Source organism: Pedobacter sp. WC2423, from assembly GCF_040822065.1.
GTDB lineage: Bacteria > Bacteroidota > Bacteroidia > Sphingobacteriales > Sphingobacteriaceae > Pedobacter.
On record NZ_CP162005.1, the window covers coordinates 4,258,055 to 4,282,245 of the forward strand.

General features: G+C 38.8%; 23 protein-coding genes. 12 read left to right on the forward strand and 11 right to left on the reverse strand.

Annotation, left to right across the window (positions count from 1 at the left end; all coding sequences use genetic code 11):
* Positions 1-22 precede the first annotated feature (22 nt).
* The 3 genes from AB3G38_RS17770 (at position 23) to AB3G38_RS17780 (ending at position 3,630) form a co-directional block, all read left to right on the forward strand.
* The gene (locus tag AB3G38_RS17770) at positions 23-2,173 is read left to right on the forward strand and encodes a carboxy terminal-processing peptidase (RefSeq protein ID WP_367865155.1); all 2,151 of its coding nucleotides are present in this window, start codon (positions 23-25) and stop codon (positions 2,171-2,173) included.
* Positions 2,174-2,311: 138 nt separating this feature from the next.
* A complete protein-coding gene (locus AB3G38_RS17775) occupies positions 2,312-2,791 on the forward strand; it encodes a helix-turn-helix domain-containing protein (RefSeq protein ID WP_367864486.1) in 480 nt (159 codons plus the stop codon).
* Positions 2,791-3,630 (forward strand): IS3 family transposase, encoded by an 840-nt coding sequence (locus tag AB3G38_RS17780; RefSeq protein WP_367865122.1) that lies wholly within the window; start codon positions 2,791-2,793, stop codon positions 3,628-3,630. The genes AB3G38_RS17775 and AB3G38_RS17780 overlap by 1 nt, the downstream gene beginning before the upstream one ends.
* Before the next feature lie 54 nt (positions 3,631-3,684).
* Here the strand turns inward: AB3G38_RS17780 and AB3G38_RS17785 are convergent, their stop codons facing one another.
* Positions 3,685-4,608: an SPFH domain-containing protein gene (locus AB3G38_RS17785; RefSeq protein WP_367865156.1), complete on the reverse strand. Its 924-nt coding sequence runs from the start codon at positions 4,606-4,608 to the stop codon at positions 3,685-3,687.
* 124 nt (positions 4,609-4,732) lie between these two features.
* On the opposite strand from AB3G38_RS17785, the gene AB3G38_RS17790 reads away from it, so the two are divergent.
* Entirely contained in the window at positions 4,733-4,918 is a 186-nt protein-coding gene (locus AB3G38_RS17790; RefSeq protein WP_367865157.1) for a hypothetical protein, read from the forward strand.
* On the opposite strand, the gene AB3G38_RS17795 is transcribed toward AB3G38_RS17790, so the two are convergent.
* Together AB3G38_RS17795 and AB3G38_RS17800 are read right to left on the reverse strand one after the other, a co-directional pair.
* A complete protein-coding gene (locus AB3G38_RS17795; RefSeq protein ID WP_367865158.1) occupies positions 4,915-6,024 on the reverse strand; it encodes a CapA family protein in 1,110 nt (369 codons plus the stop codon). The genes AB3G38_RS17790 and AB3G38_RS17795 overlap by 4 nt on opposite strands.
* A gap of 69 nt (positions 6,025-6,093) precedes the next feature.
* Positions 6,094-6,648, reverse strand: coding sequence for a C40 family peptidase (locus tag AB3G38_RS17800; RefSeq protein ID WP_041878629.1), 555 nt, complete (start codon positions 6,646-6,648; stop codon positions 6,094-6,096).
* Between the two features lie 235 nt (positions 6,649-6,883).
* Here AB3G38_RS17800 and pdhA point away from each other — a divergent pair, with 235 nt between their 5' ends.
* The 3 genes from pdhA to hisS all read left to right on the forward strand — a co-directional run bounded on the left by pdhA (position 6,884) and on the right by hisS (position 11,055).
* On the forward strand, positions 6,884-7,879 hold the full coding sequence (gene pdhA / locus AB3G38_RS17805) for a pyruvate dehydrogenase (acetyl-transferring) E1 component subunit alpha (protein ID WP_068404218.1): 996 nt from the start codon (positions 6,884-6,886) through the stop codon (positions 7,877-7,879).
* 32 nt (positions 7,880-7,911) lie between these two features.
* A complete protein-coding gene (locus AB3G38_RS17810) occupies positions 7,912-9,582 on the forward strand; it encodes a pyruvate dehydrogenase complex dihydrolipoamide acetyltransferase (RefSeq protein ID WP_367865159.1) in 1,671 nt (556 codons plus the stop codon).
* 72 nt (positions 9,583-9,654) lie between these two features.
* Positions 9,655-11,055, forward strand: a complete 1,401-nt coding sequence (gene hisS / locus AB3G38_RS17815) for a histidine--tRNA ligase (protein ID WP_367865160.1) — start codon at positions 9,655-9,657, stop codon at positions 11,053-11,055.
* On the opposite strand, the gene AB3G38_RS17820 is transcribed toward hisS, so the two are convergent.
* From AB3G38_RS17820 to AB3G38_RS17840, 5 genes are all read right to left on the reverse strand, one after another.
* On the reverse strand, positions 11,052-11,822 hold the full coding sequence (locus AB3G38_RS17820; RefSeq protein WP_367865161.1) for a dienelactone hydrolase family protein: 771 nt from the start codon (positions 11,820-11,822) through the stop codon (positions 11,052-11,054). The two genes, hisS and AB3G38_RS17820, sit on opposite strands and share 4 nt — an antisense overlap.
* 18 nt (positions 11,823-11,840) lie before the next feature.
* The gene (locus AB3G38_RS17825; protein WP_367865162.1) at positions 11,841-12,311 is read right to left on the reverse strand and encodes a nuclear transport factor 2 family protein; all 471 of its coding nucleotides are present in this window, start codon (positions 12,309-12,311) and stop codon (positions 11,841-11,843) included.
* Positions 12,312-12,525: 214 nt separating this feature from the next.
* On the reverse strand, positions 12,526-13,980 hold the full coding sequence (locus AB3G38_RS17830) for an SDR family oxidoreductase (RefSeq protein ID WP_367865163.1): 1,455 nt from the start codon (positions 13,978-13,980) through the stop codon (positions 12,526-12,528).
* Complete coding sequence (locus tag AB3G38_RS17835; protein ID WP_367865164.1) at positions 13,977-15,332, reverse strand: ABC1 kinase family protein; 1,356 nt, start codon at positions 15,330-15,332, stop codon at positions 13,977-13,979. Before AB3G38_RS17835 ends, AB3G38_RS17830 begins: the two co-directional genes overlap by 4 nt.
* On the reverse strand, positions 15,277-15,933 hold the full coding sequence (locus tag AB3G38_RS17840; RefSeq protein ID WP_367865165.1) for a TetR family transcriptional regulator C-terminal domain-containing protein: 657 nt from the start codon (positions 15,931-15,933) through the stop codon (positions 15,277-15,279). The genes AB3G38_RS17835 and AB3G38_RS17840 overlap by 56 nt, the downstream gene beginning before the upstream one ends.
* 192 nt (positions 15,934-16,125) lie before the next feature.
* Here AB3G38_RS17840 and AB3G38_RS17845 point away from each other — a divergent pair, with 192 nt between their 5' ends.
* From AB3G38_RS17845 to AB3G38_RS17855, 3 genes are all read left to right on the forward strand, one after another.
* Positions 16,126-16,470 carry a hypothetical protein gene (locus tag AB3G38_RS17845; RefSeq protein WP_367865166.1) on the forward strand — a complete coding sequence of 115 codons (345 nt, stop codon included), beginning with the start codon at positions 16,126-16,128 and terminating at the stop codon, positions 16,468-16,470.
* Positions 16,471-16,623: 153 nt separating this feature from the next.
* Complete coding sequence (locus tag AB3G38_RS17850) at positions 16,624-18,942, forward strand: TonB-dependent receptor (protein WP_367865167.1); 2,319 nt, start codon at positions 16,624-16,626, stop codon at positions 18,940-18,942.
* A 144-nt stretch (positions 18,943-19,086) separates the two neighbouring features.
* Positions 19,087-20,076: an alpha/beta fold hydrolase gene (locus tag AB3G38_RS17855; RefSeq protein ID WP_367865168.1), complete on the forward strand. Its 990-nt coding sequence runs from the start codon at positions 19,087-19,089 to the stop codon at positions 20,074-20,076.
* Between the two features lie 34 nt (positions 20,077-20,110).
* Here AB3G38_RS17855 and AB3G38_RS17860 read toward each other — a convergent pair whose 3' ends face one another.
* Positions 20,111-20,938, reverse strand: a complete 828-nt coding sequence (locus tag AB3G38_RS17860; RefSeq protein WP_367865169.1) for a zinc-dependent peptidase — start codon at positions 20,936-20,938, stop codon at positions 20,111-20,113.
* A gap of 134 nt (positions 20,939-21,072) precedes the next feature.
* Here AB3G38_RS17860 and AB3G38_RS17865 point away from each other — a divergent pair, with 134 nt between their 5' ends.
* Positions 21,073-21,417 carry a hypothetical protein gene (locus AB3G38_RS17865; protein ID WP_068404193.1) on the forward strand — a complete coding sequence of 115 codons (345 nt, stop codon included), beginning with the start codon at positions 21,073-21,075 and terminating at the stop codon, positions 21,415-21,417.
* A gap of 11 nt (positions 21,418-21,428) precedes the next feature.
* Here the strand turns inward: AB3G38_RS17865 and AB3G38_RS17870 are convergent, their stop codons facing one another.
* Positions 21,429-21,710, reverse strand: coding sequence for a helix-turn-helix domain-containing protein (locus AB3G38_RS17870; RefSeq protein WP_367865170.1), 282 nt, complete (start codon positions 21,708-21,710; stop codon positions 21,429-21,431).
* Positions 21,711-21,761: 51 nt separating this feature from the next.
* On the opposite strand from AB3G38_RS17870, the gene AB3G38_RS17875 reads away from it, so the two are divergent.
* Positions 21,762-23,339: a hypothetical protein gene (locus tag AB3G38_RS17875; protein ID WP_367865171.1), complete on the forward strand. Its 1,578-nt coding sequence runs from the start codon at positions 21,762-21,764 to the stop codon at positions 23,337-23,339.
* A gap of 77 nt (positions 23,340-23,416) precedes the next feature.
* Here AB3G38_RS17875 and AB3G38_RS17880 read toward each other — a convergent pair whose 3' ends face one another.
* Entirely contained in the window at positions 23,417-24,097 is a 681-nt protein-coding gene (locus AB3G38_RS17880) for an OmpA family protein (RefSeq protein ID WP_198163558.1), read from the reverse strand.
* Between the last annotated feature and the right edge of the window lie 94 nt (positions 24,098-24,191).

Sequence of the window (24,191 nt, forward strand, 5' to 3'; positions counted from 1 at the left end):
ATATTGGTTGTTATTATAAAAAATGGATTTTAAATTATTTAAAGAGATGTTAAAAAGAATATTACTGGTAACCTTCACCGCCGCTGTACTTGCCTGCTCGGCCGCTCCGAAACCACAACAGTTGGTTGAAGGTATCCCTAATATTAAGCCTGATGAGCAGCAGAGTTTGGTATGCAAGGAAATCGTGGCACTTATAGAGAACTATAACTATAAGAAACTAACAGTAAACGATTCTATTTCCTCTCTTGTGCTTGATAAATATATCAAGGCACTGGATCCATACAGAAGTTATTTTCTGGCTTCAGACATTAAAGATTTTGAGCAATTCCGTACTACATTGGACGACGCTTTCAGAGCAGGGGACCTGAGTGCTCCATTCTATATTTTCAACGTTTATTCTAAAAGATATAATGAGACGCTGAATTATGCAATGGCACATATCAAAGACAAATATGATTTCAACCAGAATGATACTTATGTATTTGACAGAGAGAAAATGCCATGGGTAACTTCTACAGCGGCCTTAAATGATATCTGGAAAAAGAGAGTTAAATATGAACTGATTAATTTAAAGATTGCAGGTACTGCTGAAGCTAAAAATGTAGAAACACTGACCAAAAGATATCAGAATCTGAAATCACAGTCCTCTAAATTGAATAATCAGGATGTATTTCAGATGATCATGGATGCTTTTACAGAAACCATTGATCCGCACACTAATTATTTTAATCCGGCTAAAGCTGTTCAGTTTAATGAAGATATGGCACGTTCTTTTGAAGGAATCGGTGCACGTCTGCAATTGGAAAATGATATACTGAAAATTTCTGAGGTCATTCCTGGCGGCCCGGCTTTTAAAAGTAAACTACTAAACTCTGGTGACAGAATTGTTGCCGTAGGACAGGCGACAGGAGAATTCGAAGATATTATCGGATGGAGAATTGATAACTCTGTCGCCAAAATAAAAGGACCTAAAGGCACTAAAGTAAGGTTGAAAATTATTCCTGTAGGTCAGGATATGTCTTCTAAACCAGTAATCGTGGAACTGACCAGAGAGAAAATCGTGATGGAAGATCAGTCTGCTAAAAAAGAAGTCAAAACTATTGAGTCCAATGGTAAATCTTACAAAATAGGGATTATCAGTGTTCCGGCATTCTATGCAGATTTTAAAGCAGCTAATGCAGGTGATCCGAATTATAAAAGTACAACACGTGACGTAAAACTATTAATTGATACCCTGAAAAATAAGGATAAAGTTGATGCGATTGTGATGGATCTTCGTGCAAATGGAGGCGGATCATTATTAGAAGCAATTGATTTAACCGGATTATTTATAGATAAAGGCCCTGTAGTTCAGGTGAAAGATTTAAAAGGAAATGTAGAGGTTAGCAATGACGAACATCCGGGGGTTGCCTGGTCTGGTCCTTTTGGAGTGATGGTAGATCGTTTGAGTGCTTCGGCATCAGAGATCTTTGCAGGAGCGATTCAGGACTACGGAAGAGGAATTATTATTGGTACACAAACCTATGGTAAAGGTACTGTTCAATCTTCTATTGACTTAAACAAACTGGTTAATCCTTCTATTCTGCAACGCCTGGCAAGTTTAGTACAGAAAGGTGCTCCAGGTTCTGGTTTAACTATCAAAGGAGGAAAAGATACTCCTCAGCTTGGACAGATTAATCTGACTATGGCTAAATTCTATCGTGTAAACGGTAGCAGTACACAGCATAAAGGAGTAATGCCTGATATTACACTGCCATCTTTCTATCCAATGGATAAAATAGGAGAAGACACTGAAACATCGGCATTGCCATGGGATGAGGTTCAAAAATCTAACTTTATAGCAGTTGCTAACTTAGCCACTGTGAAACCAGAACTGATTAAACTGCATGAGGCAAGAATGGAAAAATCGCTGGATTATAAGGTGCTGATTCAGGGAATTGCTGATATGAAGAAACGTGATCAGGAAACCTCTGTTACTTTAAATGAAGGTAAACTGAAAGCAGAAAGAGATAGCCTGGAAGCTAAATCGCTGGAAAAAACCAATAAACTGAGAGCTTCAAGAGGTCTGCCACCAGTTAAAAAAGGAGACAAGATCAAGAAGAATGAAGATTTTGACTTTTTCCAGGATGAAAGTCTGAGAGTGATGGGAGATTTTATTCAGCTTAAGCCATAAGCTTAAGGTATAAATATAAAAAAGGGCTGCTCAGATTAATCTGCAATGCCCCCAAAAAGTTAGACACTTTCTGGGGGCATTATTATGAAAAAGAAAAACAGACACAGTTTTGAATTGAAGTTATACTGTGTGAAGCAGATGTCGGAACATTATCGTTCTGCAAAATCTCTGGGTGAGGAATACGGGATTACTTATTCTCTTTTCGAAGATTGGTTTAGGATATACGAGCATCTGGGAGCTCCTGGATTACTTCCCAGAAAGGGGAAAAGAGTTTTTAGTCCATCCTTTAAGCTAGCAGTCCTGAAGTCAATTCGTGAAGAAAAGTTATCTTTGAGAGCGGCGGTGCTACGTTTTGGGCTTTCAAGTGATGCGGGAATTATCGAATGGCAGAAACGATTTGAGAAGTTTGGATCATCTGGACTAGAACCGCGACCTAAAGGAAGACTACCGATGGCATATAAGGAGAATCCAGCAAACAAGCGAAAACCGAGAAAATCGGATAGGCCACTTACCCGTGAGGAAGAGCTTTTACGGGAAAATGAATATTTACGTGCAGAGAATGCCCTGCTAAAAAAGCTCCAGGCCTTAGTTCAAGCCGAAAACAAGCGCAAGCCATAATGGAACTAAGGCATCAGTTCGACCTGGATACCCTGTTGAATTGTATTAGCATGGCAAGAAGTACATTTTATTATTATTCTAAGAAGGCCAGTTTGCCTGATAAATACGAACAGGTCAAGATCCAGATCAACAAGGTCTATCATGCCCATAAAGGTCGCTTCGGCTATCGGCGCATTACCTTGCAACTGAAACGGGTCGGAATGGCTATTAACCATAAGACTGTATTTAGATTGATGGGAGAAATGAGGTTGAAGAGCCTGATCAGGATAAAAAAATACAGGTCTTATAGGGGCAAGCTAGGGAAAATAGCTCCAAATATCCTTAATAGGAATTTCAAGGCTAACCAACCTATGCAAAAATGGGCCACAGATGTTACAGAATTCAAAGTCAAGGGAAAGAAATTGTACCTCTCTCCAATAATAGACCTGTTCAATCAGGAGATTATCAGCTATGAACTCACTGACAGGCCGGTTTTCAAGGGAGTATTGGACATGCTCAAAAAAGTATTACCACAAGCTAGGAATACTTCTCAGTTAGTCTTGCATTCTGACCAGGGATGGCAATACCAGATGCCAAAGTATCAGCAACTGCTAAAAGCAAATGGGATTATCCAAAGTATGTCCAGAAAAGGTAATTGCTTAGATAATGCTATAATTGAAAACTTTTTCGGAACCTTAAAATCGGAACTCTTCTACTTAAATGAATATGAATCGACAGATCAGCTCAAAAAAGATATAAATGACTATATCTGGTACTACAACAAGGAACGAATAAAATTGAACTTAAACGGAATGAGCCCGATGGAATATCGGGCTCATTATAACAAATCTAATAACTAAATTTGTCTAAACTTTTGGGGGCAGTCCAATCTGAGCAGCCCTTTTTTATGGATCTTAATTTTTGGGCTTCTGTACTTGCATAGCCATCATTTCTTTCATGGTTTTGTTCATCCCATCAGTAGAACCATCAAGGAAAATCACATTACCATCACTATTTTCTGCAAAATGCTTGATAGATTCAGTCCACATGGTAAACAGGATCACGGAGATATCCAGGTTGGCCTGTTCCATTTCCTGTGCTGCTTTAGTCATCCCATGAGCAACTTCAGCCCTGAATAAAGCAATACCTTGCCCGCGCAATTGCGCAGCCTCACGTTCGGCTGCTGCAGCGATTTTAATGGCATTACCATCAGCCTCAGCACCCTTGGTTTTTGTAATTAATAAAGCTTGTCCTTCATTCTCGGCAGCAGCTTTAAGGTTATTCGAAGCTACTACACGACTCATCGAGCGCATAATTTCATCGTCGAAAGTAATATCATTTAATTGCAGATCCTGTAAATGATAACCCCATGATTCCAAAACAATATCAATCTGTTCCTTTACATGCATTACAATTTCATTTCGCTGCGCTAAAACATTAGCCTGTTTTTGAGTCGCTACATAAGCTCTGATCGAACCTTCAATGGTACGAATCAGTGCCTGCATCAGATTGGTTGCATCTACGAACTTAAAAGCGACGTTCTTAATCGTTTCTTCATCGTGATTCAATACCGAATAAAGCAGCATGGCCTTAAAATATACATTGGCCTGATCTTGCGTCACTGCCTGGAAAGATAACTCCACTGAACGGTTCTGTATAGAGATCCTGGAATGGATAACCTCAATAAGCGGAATTTTAAAATTCAGTCCTGGTCTTAACTGGCGTCTATACTTTCCAAAGACCGTAACAACTGCAATTGTACCTTGCTTTACCGTTACAAAAGAGCTAAAGAGCACGATCAGGACAAAGAAGAAAAAAATGTACATGGCGTAATTCATGATTAATAATTAAATAAGTTAAACTTTTTCAAGATACGGAATAACTATCATATGCGAATCTTCCTGTACTTAAAGACTCCGGGCACAGATATTGTATAAGAAGATTTGAATTAACTTAATCATCATGAACGTAAAAAGAACTTTCGGTACAATCTTAACTATCCTTGGCATTATTGGCCTGATCTACGCGGGTATTGGATTTGTAAAACATACAATGATGACACGTGAACTTGTAGTTTCTGCGGTAATTAGCATAATCTTCTTTTTCTCAGGTATCGGGCTGATTAAAAATACAAAAGATGAGGCTTAGTCCTCCATCCGGATCTGCTGGTCAGTAAACTTCAGACGATGGCCAGGGAAATCAGCAGCTGTTAAAGAAACAATTTTCTTAAAAGCAGTTTGTGCTGTATCTAAAGTAAGACGGTGAACTTTGTCCTGTTTTACAGAAATTACATCAGCATATAGAAAGTCTCCCTTGCCATTGATCTTAACCTGTAAAAGCGGAGCAAATCCATTGGGGCCTTTTAAACTGAACATTCCATAAGTACAGAAGTTTCCAAGACTATAGGCAATAAACTTATTTTTGTAAACCTCAACTGCGCGTGTAACATGAGGCCCTTGTCCCAGTACAATATCGGCACCGGCATCAATTACGGCATGTGCGAACGCATAAACATTTCCCCGGTTTTCCTTGTAAAAGATCTCATTTGCTCTTGGTACATGTTCAAATCTTGCACCTTCGCCACCACCATGGAAAGAAACAATTACAATATCGACCTGTTTCTTGAGGAAAGCAACCAATTGTTTTGCGCTATCTGTCTGATTGATAGATACTGTATTTTCATTAGGCGCAAAAGCACAGAAACCATATTTAACACTGTCCTTTTCAAAAATTGTATACGGATGAGAAGTTAAGCCCGCATACTTAATTCCCAGTGAATCCAGAATTGCAGCACTGCGTTTTCTTCCTTTCCAGCCAAAATCCCCTACATGGTTATTAGCCACACTGAGTAAATTAAAGCCCGCTTCCTTATAAATTCCTGCATAACGTTCCGGCATTCTGAAAGCAAAACAGCTATTGCCAATGGTATCCTTACACTTAGTGGATTTCCCGCTGTTCAGAAAACAACCTTCCAGATTCCCGAATACAATATCTCCCTTTAAAAAAGAAGCTACATTTTTAAAACTTCCAACTGCATCATCTGCAGGCAGATTAGATTTCGAGGGATAAGCAGAGCCCAGCATCATATCGCCAACTGCGGTAATGGTCAGTGTATCCTTTTTTGAGCTTAAAGCCGTATCTCTTTGAACAGCTGTGTGTTGTTCAGCAGCCATATTCACATTTCCTGTGCAGCTCAGTAAAATCAGGCTGGTCATTACAGCAAGCAGAATAAAGCCGGTTATTTTTATGTTCATCTTGTCATTCATAAAAAAATCCTTCTAAAATAATTTAGAAGGATCGTATAGCTATTAATATGGAAGATATTATTCTTCGATTAAATCTTTTTTAGCAGATTCAAGAATCCTGCCGCCCTTATAAAAGAAGCGTGAATAATAAGGCTCGTTTAAATTGCTGATTACAACTCCTCTTGAAGAAGAGGCATGAGCAAAGCGGTTGTCACCTAAATAAATTCCGATATGTGTGATTCTTGTACTTCTGATTTTAAAGAATACCAGGTCTCCTTCTTTGAGTTCATCTTTAGGTAGCGGGTCTACCATGCTGAAGATGTCTCTTGAATTTCTTAACAATGTAGTGTTGAAAACTTTGTCGTAAATCGCCTTGGTAAACGCTGAACAATCAATTCCTTTCTTGGTATTTCCTCCAAACCGGTAAGGTGTTCCTATCCATTCATAAATGAATTTGTAGAGCTTAACGTTAGATGTCGCGTCGACTGCGATACCCATAACCTGGGAGAAATATTGGGAAGCTAAGTTATCAGGATCCTCTAATTTGTTGGTTTCTTTTGTTTTAGTTTGCGCGTTTAAAGCAGTCACGCTGCACAAAGCAATAAGGGCAGAAAACAAAAATTTTTTTATCATGTTACACTGTTAAGTTTGGGTAATAGGCACTTGCACTTAAACGTACACCAGCTAAGGCTTATTGTCAGGTTGTCAAAACTATGTAAATAAGATATGTTATCCAAATGTATTTTGATGAAATGTATGAGTTATTAACATTTTACGGTCATTGCTCACATGCATTTTACACTAATCCTTCGATATATTACAATAAAAAAGTAGATTTGCTCTCATAAATAAAAATCAATAGCCAAAAATGAGTGCAGTAGAAATTAATAAGGATACCTATCTGAAGTGGTTTGAGTCGATGTTACTAATGCGTAAATTCGAAGAGAAAACTGGTCAACTTTACGGACAACAGAAAATCCGTGGTTTTTGTCATCTATACATCGGTCAGGAAGCTGTTGTTGCCGGAGCGATTTCTGCATTACAACCTGAAGATTCTATGATTACCGCTTATCGTGATCACGCTCATGCTTTGGCGAAAGGTGTAAGTGCAAACAGTATAATGGCAGAGATGTACGGTAAAGCTACCGGCTGTTCCAAAGGTAAAGGTGGTTCAATGCACATGTTTAGCAAAGAACATAATTTTTATGGTGGTCACGGAATCGTGGGTGGTCAGATTCCATTAGGTGCAGGTATTGCATTTGCTGAAAAATATAAAGGGACTAAAAATGTTAACGTTTGCTATATGGGTGATGGTGCTGTTCGTCAGGGCGCATTAAATGAAGCCTTCAATATGGCCATGTTATGGAAACTTCCTGTAATCTTTGTTTGTGAGAACAATGGTTATGCAATGGGAACTTCTGTAGAACGTACGACTAACATGTTAGATCTTTACAAAATCGGTTTAGGATTTGATATGCCATGTGCTCCGGTTGACGGAATGGACCCTGTTGCTGTTCACAACGCAATGGATGAAGCAGCTCAGCGTGCACGTAATGGTGAAGGACCAACATTCTTAGAAATGAGAACTTACCGTTACCGTGGACATTCGATGTCTGACCCTGCTAAATATCGTACTAAAGACGAATTAGAAGAATATAAAGCTAAAGATCCGATTGAATCAGTAAGAGAAACTATTCTGAACGAAAAGTATGCTGATCAGGCTTGGATTGAAGAAATTGAAGCTAAAGTGAAACAGATCGTGGATGAGTCTGTGAAATTTGCTGAAGAGTCACCATGGCCTGAAGCATCAGAACTATATACTGATGTTTATGTGCAACAAGACTATCCATATATCCAAGATTAATTTTACAACCTATTTTCAATTGATATTATAGAATGGCTGAAGTAGTTAAGATGCCCAAAATGAGCGACACCATGACCGAAGGGGTAATGGCGAAGTGGCATAAAAAAGTTGGCGATAAAGTTAAAAGTGGAGATGTTCTGGCAGAAGTAGAAACCGATAAGGCGACTATGGATCTGGAATCCTACTGGGATGGCACCATCCTTTTTATTGGTGTAGAAGAAGGTAAAGCTGTTCCTGTTGATGCTGTAATTGCAGTTATTGGTAAAGAAGGCGAAGATTATAAAGCTGCTCTTGACGCAGAAGGTGCTGCTGCACCGGCAAAAGAGGAAAAAGCTGCTGAAGAAAAACCTGTTGAAGAAGCTCCGAAAGCTGAAGCAAAAGGTGCTGCGGTAACTGATGCTGATCTGGAAAAACAAGGAGTAACGGTAGTACGTATGCCATTGTTAAGCGATACCATGACTGAAGGCGTAATTGCTGAATGGCATAAAAAAGTAGGTGATAAAATTAAAAATGATGATATCCTTGCTGATGTAGAAACCGATAAGGCGACTATGGAAGTAATGGGTTATGCAGATGGAACTTTATTACATATTGGGGTAGAAAAAGGTGCTGCTGCGAAAGTAAACGGTATCATTGCGATCGTAGGTCCTGAAGGATTTGATATCAGCGGTATCTTAAACCAGGGTGATGCTCCGGCAAAACCAGCTGCAGATAAACCAGCTGCTGATCAGGCAGATGCTCCTGTTAAAGAAGCTGCTGTTAATGCTCCGGCAGAAGCACAGGAAGAAACACATACAGCTGATGGTTCACGCCTGAAAGCTTCTCCTTTAGCTAAAAGAATTGCAAAAGAAAAAGGTATAGATCTTGCACAGGTTGCAGGTAGTGCTGATGGTGGCCGTATCATTAAAAAAGATATTGAAAACTTCAAGCCTGCTGCTGCGGCTGCAAAAGGTACAGAAGCTGTTTCAGCTCCTGCATCTGCTGAGAAACCGGCACCAGTTCTTGCGCAGTATATCGGCGAAGAAAAATATACAGAGAAACCAGTTTCTCAAATGCGTAAAGTAATCGCGAAAAGATTATCTGAAAGCTTATTCACTGCACCGCACTTCTATCTTACGATGAGTATTGATATGGATGCTGCGATGGCTGCACGTGTAAAGATGAATGAATTCTCTCCGGTTAAACTTTCATTCAATGATTTAGTGATCAAAGCGGTAGCTGTTGCCTTAAAACAACATCCAAACGTAAACTCTTCATGGTTAGGAGATAAAATCCGTTACAATGAGCATGTTAACGTAGGTGTAGCTATTGCTGTTGAAGACGGATTATTAGTTCCTGTAGTACGTTTTGCTGATGGAAAATCACTATCACGTATCTCAGCTGAAGTTAAAGATTTCGCACAACGTGCAAAAGCTAAAAAACTTCAGCCTTCGGACTGGGAAGGTTCAACTTTCACCGTATCTAACTTAGGTATGTTCGGTATTGATGAATTTACAGCGATTATTAATACACCTGATTCTTGTATTCTTGCAGTAGGCGGAATTTCACAAGTACCAGTAGTTAAAAATGGTGCTGTTGTTCCTGGAAATGTAATGAAAGTTACTTTGAGCTGTGATCACCGTACGGTAGATGGCGCTACAGGTGCTGCATTCCTGCAAACATTCAAAGCATTATTAGAAGAACCAGTAAGATTATTAGTTTAATAATATTGAAATATTTAAAAAGCTGCTCCGGCAGCTTTTTTTATGCGTGCTACTTTTTGTACTTTTGCCCCCATGTCAAACATTAAGCCGTCTTTAGCAAAAGGAACCCGTGATTTTTCACCTCAGGAAATGGTGAAACGTAATTACATATTCGATACTATCAAAAAGGTATTCAGGAAATATGGTTATGCTGAAATACAGACTCCTTCAATGGAAAACCTTTCTACCCTGACTGGTAAATACGGTGATGAAGGCGATAAATTAATTTTTAAGATCCTGAACTCAGGAGATTACCTTTCTAAAGCAAATGCAGCTCATTTAAGCACTTTAAATTCTAATGCACTGATTTCATCGATTAGTGAGAAAGCATTACGTTACGACCTGACTGTACCTTTTGCACGCTACGTGGTGATGCACCAGAATGATATAGCTCTTCCTTTCAAACGTTTCCAGGTCCAGCCTGTATGGAGAGCTGACAGACCTCAAAAAGGGCGTTACCGTGAATTTTATCAGTGTGATGTAGATGTTGTTGGTTCAGAAAGCCTGTTGAACGAAGCAGAATTTGTGCTGATCTACCAGGAAGCCCTTTGTAACCTGGGAATGACTGACTTTACCATTAAATTGAATAACCGTAAAATCCTTTCGGGAATTGCTGAAATCATCGGTAAACCTGAACTGATTATCGACATGACCGTTGCCATTGATAAACTGGATAAGATCGGTTTTGAAGGGGTAACTAAAGAACTGCTGGAAAGAGGCTTTACCGAAGATGATATTACCCGGTTAAAACCAGTAATCCTTTTAGAAGGAACCAATGCAGAAAAACTAGACCGTTTAAAAGAGGTGCTCGCAACTTCAGAAGTTGGATTAAAAGGAATAGCTGAAATCGAAACCGTATTTACTTATGTACAGGGACTGTTGAAAAACAGCGATCTGAAACAGCCGGATTTGGAACTGGATATTACGCTGGCCCGTGGCCTGAATTACTATACCGGCTGTATCTTCGAGGTGAAAACCAATGAAGCAGCAATGGGCAGCATTTGTGGGGGTGGCCGTTATGATGACCTGACTGGAATGTTTGGATTAAAAGGACTGACAGGAGTAGGTATCTCTTTCGGAGCTGACCGTATCTATGACGTATTGCAAGAATTAAACCTGTTTCCGGAATCTGCTGCTGCCGGAACAAAAGTACTGATCAGTAATTTTGATGCAGCATCAGAACTTTACGCTTTACCTTTATTACAACAATTAAGAGCTGCAGATATCGCTGCAGAACTTTATCCATCTTCGGCAAAACTTAAAAAGCAAATGAGTTATGCAGATGCCAAATCAATTCCTTATGTGATCCTGATCGGAAGCGATGAATTGCAAAGCGGTATATTGACTTTTAAAAATATGCATACAGGCGAACAGCAGAAAATCACTGCTGCTGCCATTATAGAGCTACTTAAAGCAGAAATATTAGCCAGTTAATTGGCTAATATTTCATCGAAAAATAACAACATATGTTTCCATGATCTTTTCGAGGCCAGCTCATTATAAGCTGCGCCTTTGGAATTGTCATTGCCCGCATCACGGTCAGTAAAGGCATGTACAGCATTTGCATACTCAATCATTTGCCAGTCGGCTTTGGCAGTTCTCATTTCCTGCTGAAAACCTAATACCTGCTCGCTGGTCATGGATGGATCATCCGCGCCATGTAAAACCAATACCTTGGTATGAATAGGATTTACGGCTCTTTCACCCGCATATTGCGCAAGGCCGCCATGAATAGAAACCACCCCTTTAACAGGAAAGTCAGCTCTTGCAGCTTCCAGAACCCCTGTGCCACCAAAGCAATAACCAATCGCAATGATTCTCGATGGATCAGCACCAGCTTTAATTAACTGTTGTAAAGCAAGCTTAATTCTTTGCTGATAAGCAGCCACATTCTTTTTATAATAACCCGATTGCTGACCAGCTTCTTTTGCATCTTTCGGATAATGGCCTTCCCCGTAAATATCAGCCACAAAGGCGTAATAGCCCAGACCAGCTAGTTTTACAGCTGTTTCTTTAGCATGGTTATCTATTCCTTTCCATGCCGGAAGAATGAGTATGCCTGCTTTTTTCTGCGTGGTTTTGACTGGTGAAATCACGAGTCCCTTTAATTGCTGTTGTCCATCCTGGTAAGCAACAGGTTTGAGCTGTGCGAAAGATCCGGATACGATCAGTGTCATAGCGATGGTAAGTATTGAGTTCATAACTTCTGTTTTTTATGTTTAATTATTGGCCGCAATATATAAACGAAGGTTTTCGGCCGCCCGTTTACTTACTTTGTTTTTAAGAAAGTCTGTCCAGCCCAATAAAATGCCTGGTAAACCCAAAGCCTGACTTGACCATTTATAGAAGCTAAAATGATCTTCATGCTGAACAATCTTTCCATTTTCAAAAACGAAAGAAGCTTTAACCCTGTTGACCACTTTTTTGCCGGTAGCTGAAAATGTGTAATGCGCCACCCATTCAGCAGTGCCTGTTTTTTCGTCTGCCTGAACATGATTGTATTCTACACGCATATCTTTGCCGCTTTTAATCAGCATTTCCCACATACTGCGTACCTGTGCAGCATCGAGATTTCTGAATAGGGTATCACTAAAAGTGGCATTATCTGCATAACAAGCTTGCATGCCCTTAAAATCTTTGTTCTTGAAACAAGTATAAAAATGATGAATAAGGTTTTCGTTCGTTTTCATAAGAATAGATGATGTCCTGTCTTTGGACAACACTAATATATGCATAATTCTAAGCGGTAATACGAATTGGCTGAGGTTATTCCGGATAGCATGTGAAAAGGTTGAAAAATAAATAGAAATGCTTTGAAACCTTTTCGATTCATTTACGTCTTATATACAAGTTTATAGGTTAGCAGAGGTATAGTTGTGGCGACTATACCTTTGTCTTTTAAAATTATATTGCTGTCTTTGAAATGTAGGTGGTAATTTGCCTGGCCATACCTTTAAAAAGGAACAGATGAAAGGGAAACATGGCATACCAATAAATTCTTCCCCATAAGCCCGAAGGCCTGAAAGTTGCGATTTGTGACAAAAATGACTCCCCGCGATAATTGATCACTTTGAATTCAAGCCACGCTTCTCCTGGCACCTTCATTTCTGCATAAAGCAAAAGCCTCGCATTTTTCTTATCAGCAAGCAATACGCGCCAGAAATCAATCACATCACCTGCATGTATAGAAACACTATTGGTGCGCCCTCTTCGTGTGCCGACACCCCCAAATAATTTATCAATAAATCCCCTTAAATTCCAAAGCCAGTCTGCATAATACCAGCCCCTGACTCCTCCAATGTTCCAGATGTTTTCGAAAACTTCTTCTGGTTCTCGTTTAAAAGGCATTTTAACCTTGTATTCCAGCGTGCCATTTTGAGGGACTTTAACCTGATCCATAAATGAAGTGTTCAGATAACCTCTGTTTAAAGCATCTTTCCAACTCGAAACAATCGAATGCTGTTCAATTTTTTCAAAAGCCAGTTTTAATGCTTTTCTATAAGTAAAACAGGGGCCCGGAACAATTTCTTTGATCCGTTGATCTTTACAGATCACCTCATTTTTCATGCTGTCAACCAGGCTTCTCGCTAAAGAATAAGGGACAGCAGTTACTAAATAAAGCCATAACGAAGATAATCTTGGCGTTAATACAGGAACGGTGAGTATCCAGCGCTTCAGATTTCTGGAAACTGCATACTGAAGAATCATTTCTTTGTAAGTCAGGATATCAGGGCCGCCAATATCAAAAATCTGGTTAAAAGCTTTTTCATTCATTATTACTCCGGTCAGATAACCCAGTACATCACGAATGCCAATGGGCTGGCACCTGGTATTGACCCATTTGGGTGCGACCATAACAGGTAATTTTTCCGCAAGATCACGGATAATCTCAAAAGAAGCACTGCCTGATCCGATAATAATAGCTGCCCGTAAAATGGTAAAAGCAATGCCCGAATTTTTAAGTTCATCCTCTACAGAAAGCCGGGAAGTTAAATGTACCGAAAGATGCGCATCATTGGCAATCCCGGTCAGGTAAATCAGCTGACGGCATTTTGTCTTTTTTATCGCATTTACAAAATGCATAGCCGATTCAGCTTCCAGCTCAGCAAACTTCTGATTGCCTGAAGACATAGAATGAACCAGGTAATAGGCCGCGTCAATATCTTCAGGTATATGAATCAAAGATTCCGGCTGTAGTAAATCGGCAGTAATAATCTTCACCTGATCATCAAAATCAGACTCTTCTGCAAAACGGCGCTGATCACGAACCATACAAACGACCTCATGTCCCTGTTCCAGCAGAACAGGTAATAATCTGGTGCCAATATAACCGTTAGCTCCGGTCAGCAGGACTTTCATACCGTATGCGGATTGTAAGTATCTGTGTTGATAAAGGCTTTTAATTCCTGTAAAATCGTATATAAACCAAAATTTGTACGGTTCACATAAATAAAATGTTTTACCCCTCTGGCCTGTTTAAACTCTGGCATTTTAGCGATCTTCTCGCCAAAAGCATACAACTGGGCAAAAAACTCAGGCTGACTGAAGTCAAAAGTTTTACTCGTATAGGGTTTAGCAAATAACTGTATCATTTCGAGGTAAGCTTTATAATAAAACTCAATTTGTACAGCATCATCATCCGGATGTATCATTTCGAGCTTTCTGAAAGCTTCGATAGTTTTATTTTTATCCTGAATCACATCAGAAGAAATCAACGAAAAGAATGGAATGTAAAAATCATCAGGTAATTCTTTAATACAGCCAAAATCTATGACTCCTAATTTCTCCTGTGGTGTAATCATGAAATTTCCGGGATGGGGGTCTGCGTGTACAGCCCTCAGCTCATGCTGCTGGAAATTATAAAAATCCCATAAAGCCTGCCCGATTTTATTTCTGAGTTCCTGAGAAGGATTGGTCTGAAGAAATTCTTTAAGATGCAAGCCCTCAATCCAGTCCATTGTAATGATCCTTTTACCCGAAAGTTCAGGATAATAAATAGGGAACACCACATTGTTCAAACCTTTGCAAGCTTCAGTAATCTCAATAGAGCGGCGAACTTCCAGCTCATAATCCGTTTCTTCCAACAAACGTTCCTCTACTTCTTTAATATAAATATTGAGTTCTTTTTCGCTCATTCCCAATAAACGGAAAGCAAAAGGTTTTACTAATTTCAAATCCGAAGAAATACTATCTCCGACACCAGGATACTGAATTTTAACGGCTAGCTTTTTCCCATTCAACTCTGCTTCGTGAACCTGTCCGATAGAGGCTGCATTGGTAGAAACCAAATTAAATTTATCGTAAATAGCTTCTGGTGGTTTACCAAAATTCTTGGTAAAGGTCCGGACAATAAGCGGCCCTGAAAGTGGCGGCGCATTATATTGTGACTGCGTGAATTTATCTACATACGATTTTGGAAGGATATTTTTATCCATACTGAGCATTTGTGCAATTTTCAAAGCACTTCCTTTCAGCTCACTCAGGGATTTATAAATGTCAGTCGCGTTATCCTCATTGAGCTCATCTCTGCCTAACTGCGGATTGAAAAGCTTCTTAGAATAATGTTTGATATAATTTCCGCCAATCTGAAAACCTGTTTTAACAAATTTAGCAGAGCGCTCTGTTTTAGTTGTTGGAATACTGTTTTGTTCCATGTTATTGTCTACCCCTGCTTTCTGCAAATTTTCCATTTCTGGATAAGAACTTACCATACTCTAAAAGGTTATCAATCGGAGAACGCTGAAATAAATCAAAAGTCACATTGATTCCTTTTTCAATAGCTTCATCCGTTTTTTCAAAGTCAGTGCTGTCATCATTTACCCAAAAATTCAAGATAAAAGCAAACTGAATCCAAAGTGCATCTTTATACCTTTTGGTTAAAAATTTGCGGTCTGCCAGTTCTCCCGTTTCCAGTCCCTCATTAATCAGTTCTTCTGCGAAGTTTTCGAAAATGGGTTTCACACCAGATAAAACCTTTGGCGTACTAAACCTGTCCTGATGACTTTTAAGACTATATACTATGAAACTTCTGTGTTTTTTTAACAGTTCTGTATAACTATAAAAGAACGAAAGCATTCTGTCTCTTGAGGAATACTGCGCCCAGACTTCCTGCTGCTGAATAGCACTGATTGCTTCGACCGTAAGCTCTGCCCAGATCATTTTTTCAATACTTTCGAAAGAACTGTAGAATTCGTAAAACTCAGCTTCTGAAATCTTTAATTTTTTCACGAAACTGTAAACTGATTTGGGTTTTTCGTCCTGCGTTAATACATAATCTATGTAAGCAGTTCTGATTTGTTGAGACGTTGCCATATCTTTTTCTTTAAATAACGATTTATAGCTTAGAATAGTTTTTTAATTGCGGTAATCAAACAGTCTTTGACCGAATAAAGGCATTTGGATGACATATCGGCCTGGTAAATAGACAAGCTATTTATTCCTGATCAAAGCAATGTTACGTCGAGATTACCTGAATTGTGCAGATTTGATTACTTTTGTTCCTAATTGAACAACAGACGCTTACATATCAACCGGATTTTCGCGACGTTATTGCTTATGGTTTTCGCCATTGCACTTACGCCCTGGAGCTCTCTTCATCACCATGAAGAGCAGCCAGACTATTGCGTTAAAGAAGGTAAAGAATGTTTGCATAAATTTCATGTGGGCAGTGAACGACACAACTGTCTGATTTGTTCTGCACATTTTGAAAAGGACTATTTTACAGCCGTTGTAACTTATCAGGTTATATTAGAAAGTAAATCCATAGTGAAAAACTATGCTTTGGTCAGTGCCAGTTATACTGCATTAATCAGTACCGCTCTCCGCGGCCCCCCTGCAGCCCGGGTTTAAAGACAATTCTAAATTTATTGCAAGGACACTGATGGGTTTTACCCTGATGGCTTCGGGCAATTTTATCAAAAAAAGACAAATACACATTTGATCAGGAAACCTGAATGGGCCTCAGCTCAGGAAAGCTTCGTGTAAAAAACATTATACAGACATATGAAAAAGATACATCTATTTTTAGTTGTACTACTATCTGCTTTTATTTTCACCAGCACATTTGCGGCTGATGTAGCTGAATTTAAAGGTAAAATTATTGACGCTCAGACTAAAACACCATTACCAGGTGCTTCTATTACTATTCCTGATTTACGCACCTCTGCAATTACTAATCAAAATGGAGAATTTACCTTCAAAAATGTACCTGCACATGGTCGTTTCCTTGTTCAGATTAGTTATATAGGTTATAGAACAATCACACAATCAATAGATTTTTCTAACCCCGGAAACCTTGAGTTTGCTTTACAGCCAAGCGTTATCGAAGGCAGAGAAGTGGTGATTACAGGTTCTGCATCCAGCTCAGATAACCGCAAAAACTCTACCTCTGTTACTACAGTAAGTAAAGCAGATTTATTATATCATCCATCTACAAACCTGATTGATGCGATTTCGCGTGTACCAGGTGTATCTCAAATCACCACAGGACCGGCAATTTCAAAACCAGTAATCCGTGGACTGAGTTATAACCGTGTGGTTACTTTGAGTAACGGTGTTAAACAACAAGGACAACAATGGGGAGATGAACATGGAATTGAAATCGATCAGTATAGTGCTGACCGTGTAGAAGTTTTAAGAGGCCCTGCAAGTTTAATGTATGGTTCTGATGCCCTGGGTGGGGTTATCAATATTCTTGATGGATTACCAGCTCCAGAAGGTACTTTAAGAGGCGAATTTCTGACTAACTATTCTACTAATAATGGAATGACCGGCAATTCATTAATGTTGCAGGGAAATGAAAATGGATTAATCTATAAAGTACGCGGATCTTATAAAAATGCTTATTCCTATAAAACACCTACTGAATATGTCCCTAATTCAGGTTTCAACGAAACTAACTTTGAAGGACAGGTTGGACTGAACAAGAAATGGGGATATGCCCATTTAGACGCTTCTGTTTTTCGTACCAATATTGGCTTTTATAATCCTAAAAGAAATGATGCAGGTCAGTTGGTGGATGAAGATAATAATCCTTTTTCTGACGCACAAAATAAAGACAGAACACTGGCTTACCCTAAACAGGATGTTCGCCATTATAAAATTGCTTTAAATAGTAATATTCTTTTAGGTGAGGGAAGTTTAAAAGCTACCTTGGGTTATCAGCATAATTTAAGAAGAGAATTAGAGACGGCCGGGGAAGGACCAGCATTGTTCCTGAATAGTTATACTTATAGTTATGATTTGAAATATTCATTTAAGGAGTTTAATGGCTGGGCACCAGTTGCTGGTGTATCTGGGGAATATATCCATAGCTTGAATACTACGGGTAGTGATCAGTTAATTCCAAATTTTGATACCCAGGCGATTGGTGGTTTTGCTTTTGTTAAAAAGACATGGGATGATGATACCTTCAATGCAGGTATTCGTTTTGACTATAGAAAAATGACAGGCAAAGAATTTCATGGAAATTCAGACTATCCTGCGTTCAGCAATAAATTCTCTCATATCACAGGGGCATTAGGTTATACCCATGAGTTTAATGAAGCTTTTAGTTTTAAAGCGAATGCCGGAAGTGCTTTCAGAGCCCCGAATATTGCAGAATTGGCTTCTAATGGTGTACATGAAGGCGTATTTCGCTATGAAATAGGTAATCCAAACCTTAAGCCTGAGCAGAGTTACCAGTTTGATGCTTCTTTTGATTATCAGAACCAATACGTAAGCGCAAGCTTAGGAGGTTTCGCTAATTATATCAATAACTATATTTATTATAATACTGACGGCACAACCAAAACTGTAGACGGCAGGGACTTCCCTGTTTATAACTTCGTACAGAACAATGCCTTTTTACGTGGAATAGAAGCCTCGTTAACTTTACATCCGGTTAGTTTTATCCACTTTGAAAATGGATTCTCTTATACCAGGGCAACAAACCGTACCACTAAACAATCGCTTCCATTTATTCCTGCAGCTACATTACATAACGAACTGCGTTTTGAACCAACTGTTGCAGGTACTTCTCATTCTTATGTTTCTGTAGGAATTGATAACTACTTTAAGCAAACTAAGATTGATAGTTTTGAGCAGCCAACCTCAGGTTATACTTTATTAAACGCATCAATCGGAACAACTTTGAAATTAAGCAAAAACCAGGATATCACAATTTACGTAGCTGGTAAGAACTTATTGAACAAAGCTTATTATGACCATTTGAGCCGTTTTAAACCTGGAAGACTAAGTGATGAAGACCAGACACTGGGTATTTACAATATGGGCCGCAGTGTCACTTTTGGTGTAACTCTTCCATTTACTTTGAAAAAATAGCACACAACACACCACAAATAACACACACTTTTGTAATGAAACCCCGCTTCCTGTTAAGGAACGGGGTTTTCTTGTAAAATAATCGTTAGTTTTAGAACTTTCGAATTCCTGTTTTGTTTTCAGGTACTAAACGATTGAGATTATATGTTCAAGAAAATACTGCTGCCAGCAATCCTTTTATTTTGTTTGTTTTTATCTGCATCTGCGCAACAAGCAGATACACTGTCTATTACCCTCGAGAATGTAAAATACGCTTATCCGGTAAAATACTTTCCTATCCATACCGAAGGGCAAGATATCAAGATGGCCTATATGGATATTGCGCCTGTGCAAAATGCAAATGGCAGAACAGTTGTCTTATTTCATGGTAAAAACTTTGGAGGATATTACTGGACAAACGTAATCAAGGCCTTAACCAGCAGAGGGTTCAGAGTTGTTGTCCCTGATCAGATTGGGTTTGGTAAATCTTCTAAACCCTTTATTCATTACAGTTTTCATCAGCTGGCACGCTGGAATAAAGCATTGTTAGATACTTTAGGAATCCAGAAAGCAAATGTCCTTGGACATTCAATGGGTGGAATGCTGGCCACCAGGTTTGCCCTGATGTATCCGCAAACTACAGAAAAACTCTTGTTGGAAAATCCGATCGGGCTGGAAGATTACCGTGCCTTTGTCCCTTATGTAACTACAGAAGAACAATACAAAACAGAACTGAAATCTACAGCAGAAAGTATCAAAAAATACTATCAAAGCTCTTACTTTACCGTATGGAAACCAGAATATGATGAATTGGTCAGGATTGCTGCGGGAGTAACTTTCAGTTCGGATTACGCACGATGGGCAAAAGTTGCGGCGATGACTTTTACTATGATCTACGAACAGCCGGTTGTTTATGAATTCCAGAATATTACGGTGCCTACCATTCTGTTTATTGGTAAAGAAGATAAAACGATTGTCGGTAAAGGCTTATTAAGCCCTCAGCAGCAAGCGCTTCACGGACAGTACAAAGTGTTGGGAAAACAGATTGCAGCGAAGATACCGAACGCTAAGCTGATTGAATTTGATGGCAGCGGCCATATTCCTCACCTGGAAGTGCCTGCTGAATTTACAGTTGCTCTATTAGGCGGATTATAAAGTTTATAAGAACCTGCCCGGGCAGGTTCTCCATTTATTTCTTTACCAGATCCTGTGAAAAAGTTGTGGCGAGAATTTCATATAATTCAGGATGTTTTTCCTTGAACTGCGCTGGCTTTTCAAAGAAGTACTCTGACACTACCGCAAAGAATTCGGCTTCATTCGTTACCGCATAAGGATTGATATCTGATTTTCCAGCCTCAATCCTGCTGATTTCCTGGTGAATCATTTTTACCCATGGAATAATATACTGATGTGGCATCAGGTTTTCAGGAATACCATCCGTTGCCCCATCCGATTTATCCAGTAAGTGTACAAACTCGTGAATAGCGGTGTTTTCCTTGTCTGTACTGATAGAAAATCCTTCCAATAATGCAGAACGCGATAAAATCATCTGGCCATTCATATAACCCGTACCAACCATTCCCAGAATATTCCGGTCACCGCCTTCAAACTGAAAGTCTTTATTAAAAGTATCAGGGTATAAAATTACAGCATGGAGATTCTGATACTTCCATTGTCCGAACCCAAAAACCGGAATTATTGCACTTGATGCAATTAATAAACGATCTGTAGCATCAGGAACAAGATCTATTCCTTCCACGCGGACATCACTTAAAAAGTCCAGGAGCATTTGCTCAAACTTTAACCGGTCATTCTGATCTAAATGCTGATAATAGGCTACCTGACTTAACAAGATCTGCCGGTCAGTTTCATGCATTATATTTTGAACAGTCTGTTTAGGTTTCTTGTTGCGGAATATAAAATATAACGCGATTATAAATGCGGCGATTAAGATCAGGTAAGGCATCATGCCGGACATGCCGTAAGCTATCAGGCCGGTCGGGATTACTTTAATCATCAATTGCTCTATTTAGGTAGCTAAATTAGTCAATTCAGAAATCGATGTTTTAATAATATTGTCATAAATCGCTTCAGACTTTGTATTTATTCAATAAATAAGAGGCAGGTTCTTATATTTTTTATCTTTGCGCTATGAAGCCCGCAGAAATTCACGCAAAATGGAAAGTTCTACAGCAAAAGATTGCTGAGGAATTTGATTCAGATATACCTGACTTAAAGGTAATGTTATTCCTGATAGGTGTTCAGGAACTCGGCAAAGGGCCGGGTAAGTACAGCAAACGTCAAAAAGAAGAGCTGATGCATATTGCCACCTGCCGTTTAATGAGTGAAATGGGATTTTATGAACTTGAAGGTCTGGATCAGGATGGATGGCCACATTGGAAATTGGTGAAACAAGTTCCTTCCTTTGCCATGATGGAGCAGGAATTACTTTTAAAATCACTGGCTATTCATTATTTCGAAGATATCTACCAATAACAGAATAAGTATTATAGAAAATTTGAAAGCTGACCAATTTCTTTCAGAACATCACTAGTAGCTACGTCGAGAACTATACAATATTTTATAAACGTAGTTAGATAAATTTGAGTTTTACCATTTTCAATTTTGCTGATATAAGACGAAGTCACCGCTAGTTTCTGGGCTAAGAACTCCTGTTTAATCCCTTTTTTTTGACGAATATATTGTAAGTAGGAACCTATCCGCTTAAGGGTCTTATTTGTCTCTGATTTAACAACTTTCCTTTCAGGCATTATTTCTATATGCATCATTGTTGCGATATGATGCAATTATATGGAATTTTAACGACATAAAATTATATTATGAAAAGAAATCTAAATTTTACGTCAAAAGCATTAATTGCTTTTTTAACTTTTACTTCATTATTAGGCGCCTGTAAAAAGCAGGATCTGGTAGTGCCTGGAATTTCTAAAGATAAAGCTAAAACAGAGGCTATTCCTCCATTTTTATTTGATTGGGAGTCAGCAACTTATATGCCGTCTCTTCCGGCAAATGTTGTTCCTATGCCCTGGCAAGGTGCGGTTGGGGGGATAGATGCAGGAATTGTCGGGGATTATAAAAAGGCTGATGGCTGGGAACTCGTCTATAATTCGTTTGATAATGTAACCTCTCCAACAATTAATAAACCTGGAGGGTTGTATTTTGCTTTATATAATAAATATAGGGGATTGTTACGTTTTTATTTATACATTCCACCAGGGACGGCAACTGCAACTTCCCAAATTGTTCATGGCTTAAGTCTTTTTGGATCAGGTAACTCTCAGATGTTAAATTTTGAAAGTGGATCTGTTGTTAGTGCTGGTACCAACACACCTGGATTTGCAAAAACAAATAATCAACAAATTAATTTGCTTGGAAATTGGGTGGGTATGGATTATGAGATAGCATATGATCCTAATACTGAAAAAACAACTTATCCTGCCTTCGGTCTTCAATGGAATACAAAAACATTAAATATTACTAATCTGAGTTTGAATGGTAGTCAGACTGGCGCAATTGAGGGGCAGATTACGACTCCTTCTAACGGGGACGTTTTGTCAATTCTAAATAATGTTACGCAGGCCGGGCTTACATTCGCAAGTGCCTCTGCAGTAAATAAACTGGCTGGTACTGCCAGTACAGAAGGAAAAACTTTTTTAAATGGTGTAGGGACAGCAATAAGTAATCTTCTTTCCGGGAAAATTGTAGGTTTTTTTAGTGGATTGGCTGGTGGCAGCAGTTCAAACAGCCAACAGGTACACTTAAAAATGGATACTAAAATAAGTTTGCAAGGTACAGCAACCAACAGCATAGGAATAAGCAATCCATTTTTGGTTCTTCCTGGTCAATCTAATTCACAAACAGCAAGTGGCCCAAATCCAAATTATAACGAAACAATGGGTGTGTTTAATCTACTGGATTCTCCTGAAGTTGTTGCTCAATATTATCATCGAAACTCAACTTATCATTATGAGCATCCTGCAAGGTTTAAGTTTTCATTTCGTCCTGAGAATCTCCCAATGGATAAACTAGTATTCAATCCCGCACTTTTAAAGATTGCTGATATAGAAAACAAACATGAAGAGCTATTAATCATAAATCCCTTAGTGGAAGGCGGGGCAGATTTTACGCCTTCTTTCCATATAGATGGGGGAACTCATGAATTGGCAGGTAATGATAATGTCTATGTTAATCCCGATAATGTGCCAGGAAGGGATCGCGAAGCAATATTTTATCGTAATTTTAGTAATCATAAAAAAGAGGCCGAGCCGGGTCAATGGCAAACTGCAGTAAGAATTAGTTTTGATATTGTACCTAAGGATGGTTCCCCAAAAGTAAAAATGGTTAAAACGTTCAATCTTAAAAAGACTTTTGTTAGAATGACCGATATTAATTTTTAAAATTCTGTAATAAAAAAATCCGGAGTATGATTACTCCGGATTTTTTTTATTATTAAAATAGGTAGATCTTAATATTTTTAGTTGTTAGCTTGTTGCGCTTGTTTTTTCAATTGATCATTCGCTACAATAACAATCTCAACTCTACGGTTAGCAGTTCTTCCAGCATCAGTTGCATTGTCTGCAATTGGCTCAGAGAAACCTTTACCTACAGTAGTTAAACGTGATGATGGTACACCTTGTGTAACTGCATAAGCTTTAACAGCTGCTGCTCTTCTTTCTGAAAGGCTCATATTATAAGCTTCAGTACCTTTATTGTCTGTATGGCCAATAACTTTAATTTCAGTATCAGGATATTTTGACAGTGATCCGGCTAATGATTTTACGTTATCTTTTGCTTGTGCTTTTAAGTTTGCACTATCAAAATCAAATAAGATACCACTATCAAACTTTACGATAATACCTTCACCTTCACGAACTACTTCTGCATTTGGAATTGCATTCTGAATTTCAGCTGCTTGTTTATCCATACGTTTTCCGATGAATCCACCAGCAGTACCACCGATTGCACCTCCTAAAATAGCACCAATTGCTGTGTTACCTGCTTTCTTGCCAATAATAGCACCCAAAACACCACCAGCAGCAGCACCAATACCAGCTCCTTTTTGTGTTTTTGTTAAACTGTCACATCCTTGAAAACCCATTGCAGTTAAGGATAAGGCGATGCTGAATGCAGCTATTTTAAATTTCGAAGTAATCATGATAATAATTTATTTGTTTATAAGTGCATTTAATCAAAGGTAATGCCAATTGTAAGTTTTTTGTGATTTCTTATGATAAGACAGAGTTTTTGTA

Excerpts from the sequence above, each read along its gene's own strand:
- AB3G38_RS17770 (WP_367865155.1), top strand. The coding sequence starts at position 23 with ATGGATTTTAAATTATTTAAAGAGATGTTAAAAAGAATATTACTGGTA.
- AB3G38_RS17775 (WP_367864486.1), top strand. The coding sequence starts at position 2,312 with ATGTCGGAACATTATCGTTCTGCAAAATCTCTGGGTGAGGAATACGGG.
- AB3G38_RS17780 (WP_367865122.1), top strand. The coding sequence starts at position 2,791 with ATGGAACTAAGGCATCAGTTCGACCTGGATACCCTGTTGAATTGTATT.
- AB3G38_RS17785 (WP_367865156.1), bottom strand. The coding sequence starts at position 4,608 with ATGAATTACGCCATGTACATTTTTTTCTTCTTTGTCCTGATCGTGCTC.
- AB3G38_RS17790 (WP_367865157.1), top strand. The coding sequence starts at position 4,733 with ATGAACGTAAAAAGAACTTTCGGTACAATCTTAACTATCCTTGGCATT.
- AB3G38_RS17795 (WP_367865158.1), bottom strand. The coding sequence starts at position 6,024 with ATGAACATAAAAATAACCGGCTTTATTCTGCTTGCTGTAATGACCAGC.
- AB3G38_RS17800 (WP_041878629.1), bottom strand. The coding sequence starts at position 6,648 with ATGATAAAAAAATTTTTGTTTTCTGCCCTTATTGCTTTGTGCAGCGTG.
- pdhA (WP_068404218.1), top strand. The coding sequence starts at position 6,884 with ATGAGTGCAGTAGAAATTAATAAGGATACCTATCTGAAGTGGTTTGAG.
- AB3G38_RS17810 (WP_367865159.1), top strand. The coding sequence starts at position 7,912 with ATGGCTGAAGTAGTTAAGATGCCCAAAATGAGCGACACCATGACCGAA.
- hisS (WP_367865160.1), top strand. The coding sequence starts at position 9,655 with ATGTCAAACATTAAGCCGTCTTTAGCAAAAGGAACCCGTGATTTTTCA.
- AB3G38_RS17820 (WP_367865161.1), bottom strand. The coding sequence starts at position 11,822 with ATGAACTCAATACTTACCATCGCTATGACACTGATCGTATCCGGATCT.
- AB3G38_RS17825 (WP_367865162.1), bottom strand. The coding sequence starts at position 12,311 with ATGAAAACGAACGAAAACCTTATTCATCATTTTTATACTTGTTTCAAG.
- AB3G38_RS17830 (WP_367865163.1), bottom strand. The coding sequence starts at position 13,980 with ATGAAAGTCCTGCTGACCGGAGCTAACGGTTATATTGGCACCAGATTA.
- AB3G38_RS17835 (WP_367865164.1), bottom strand. The coding sequence starts at position 15,332 with ATGGTAAGTTCTTATCCAGAAATGGAAAATTTGCAGAAAGCAGGGGTA.
- AB3G38_RS17840 (WP_367865165.1), bottom strand. The coding sequence starts at position 15,933 with ATGGCAACGTCTCAACAAATCAGAACTGCTTACATAGATTATGTATTA.
- AB3G38_RS17850 (WP_367865167.1), top strand. The coding sequence starts at position 16,624 with ATGAAAAAGATACATCTATTTTTAGTTGTACTACTATCTGCTTTTATT.
- AB3G38_RS17855 (WP_367865168.1), top strand. The coding sequence starts at position 19,087 with ATGTTCAAGAAAATACTGCTGCCAGCAATCCTTTTATTTTGTTTGTTT.
- AB3G38_RS17860 (WP_367865169.1), bottom strand. The coding sequence starts at position 20,938 with ATGATTAAAGTAATCCCGACCGGCCTGATAGCTTACGGCATGTCCGGC.
- AB3G38_RS17865 (WP_068404193.1), top strand. The coding sequence starts at position 21,073 with ATGAAGCCCGCAGAAATTCACGCAAAATGGAAAGTTCTACAGCAAAAG.
- AB3G38_RS17870 (WP_367865170.1), bottom strand. The coding sequence starts at position 21,710 with ATGATGCATATAGAAATAATGCCTGAAAGGAAAGTTGTTAAATCAGAG.
- AB3G38_RS17875 (WP_367865171.1), top strand. The coding sequence starts at position 21,762 with ATGAAAAGAAATCTAAATTTTACGTCAAAAGCATTAATTGCTTTTTTA.
- AB3G38_RS17880 (WP_198163558.1), bottom strand. The coding sequence starts at position 24,097 with ATGATTACTTCGAAATTTAAAATAGCTGCATTCAGCATCGCCTTATCC.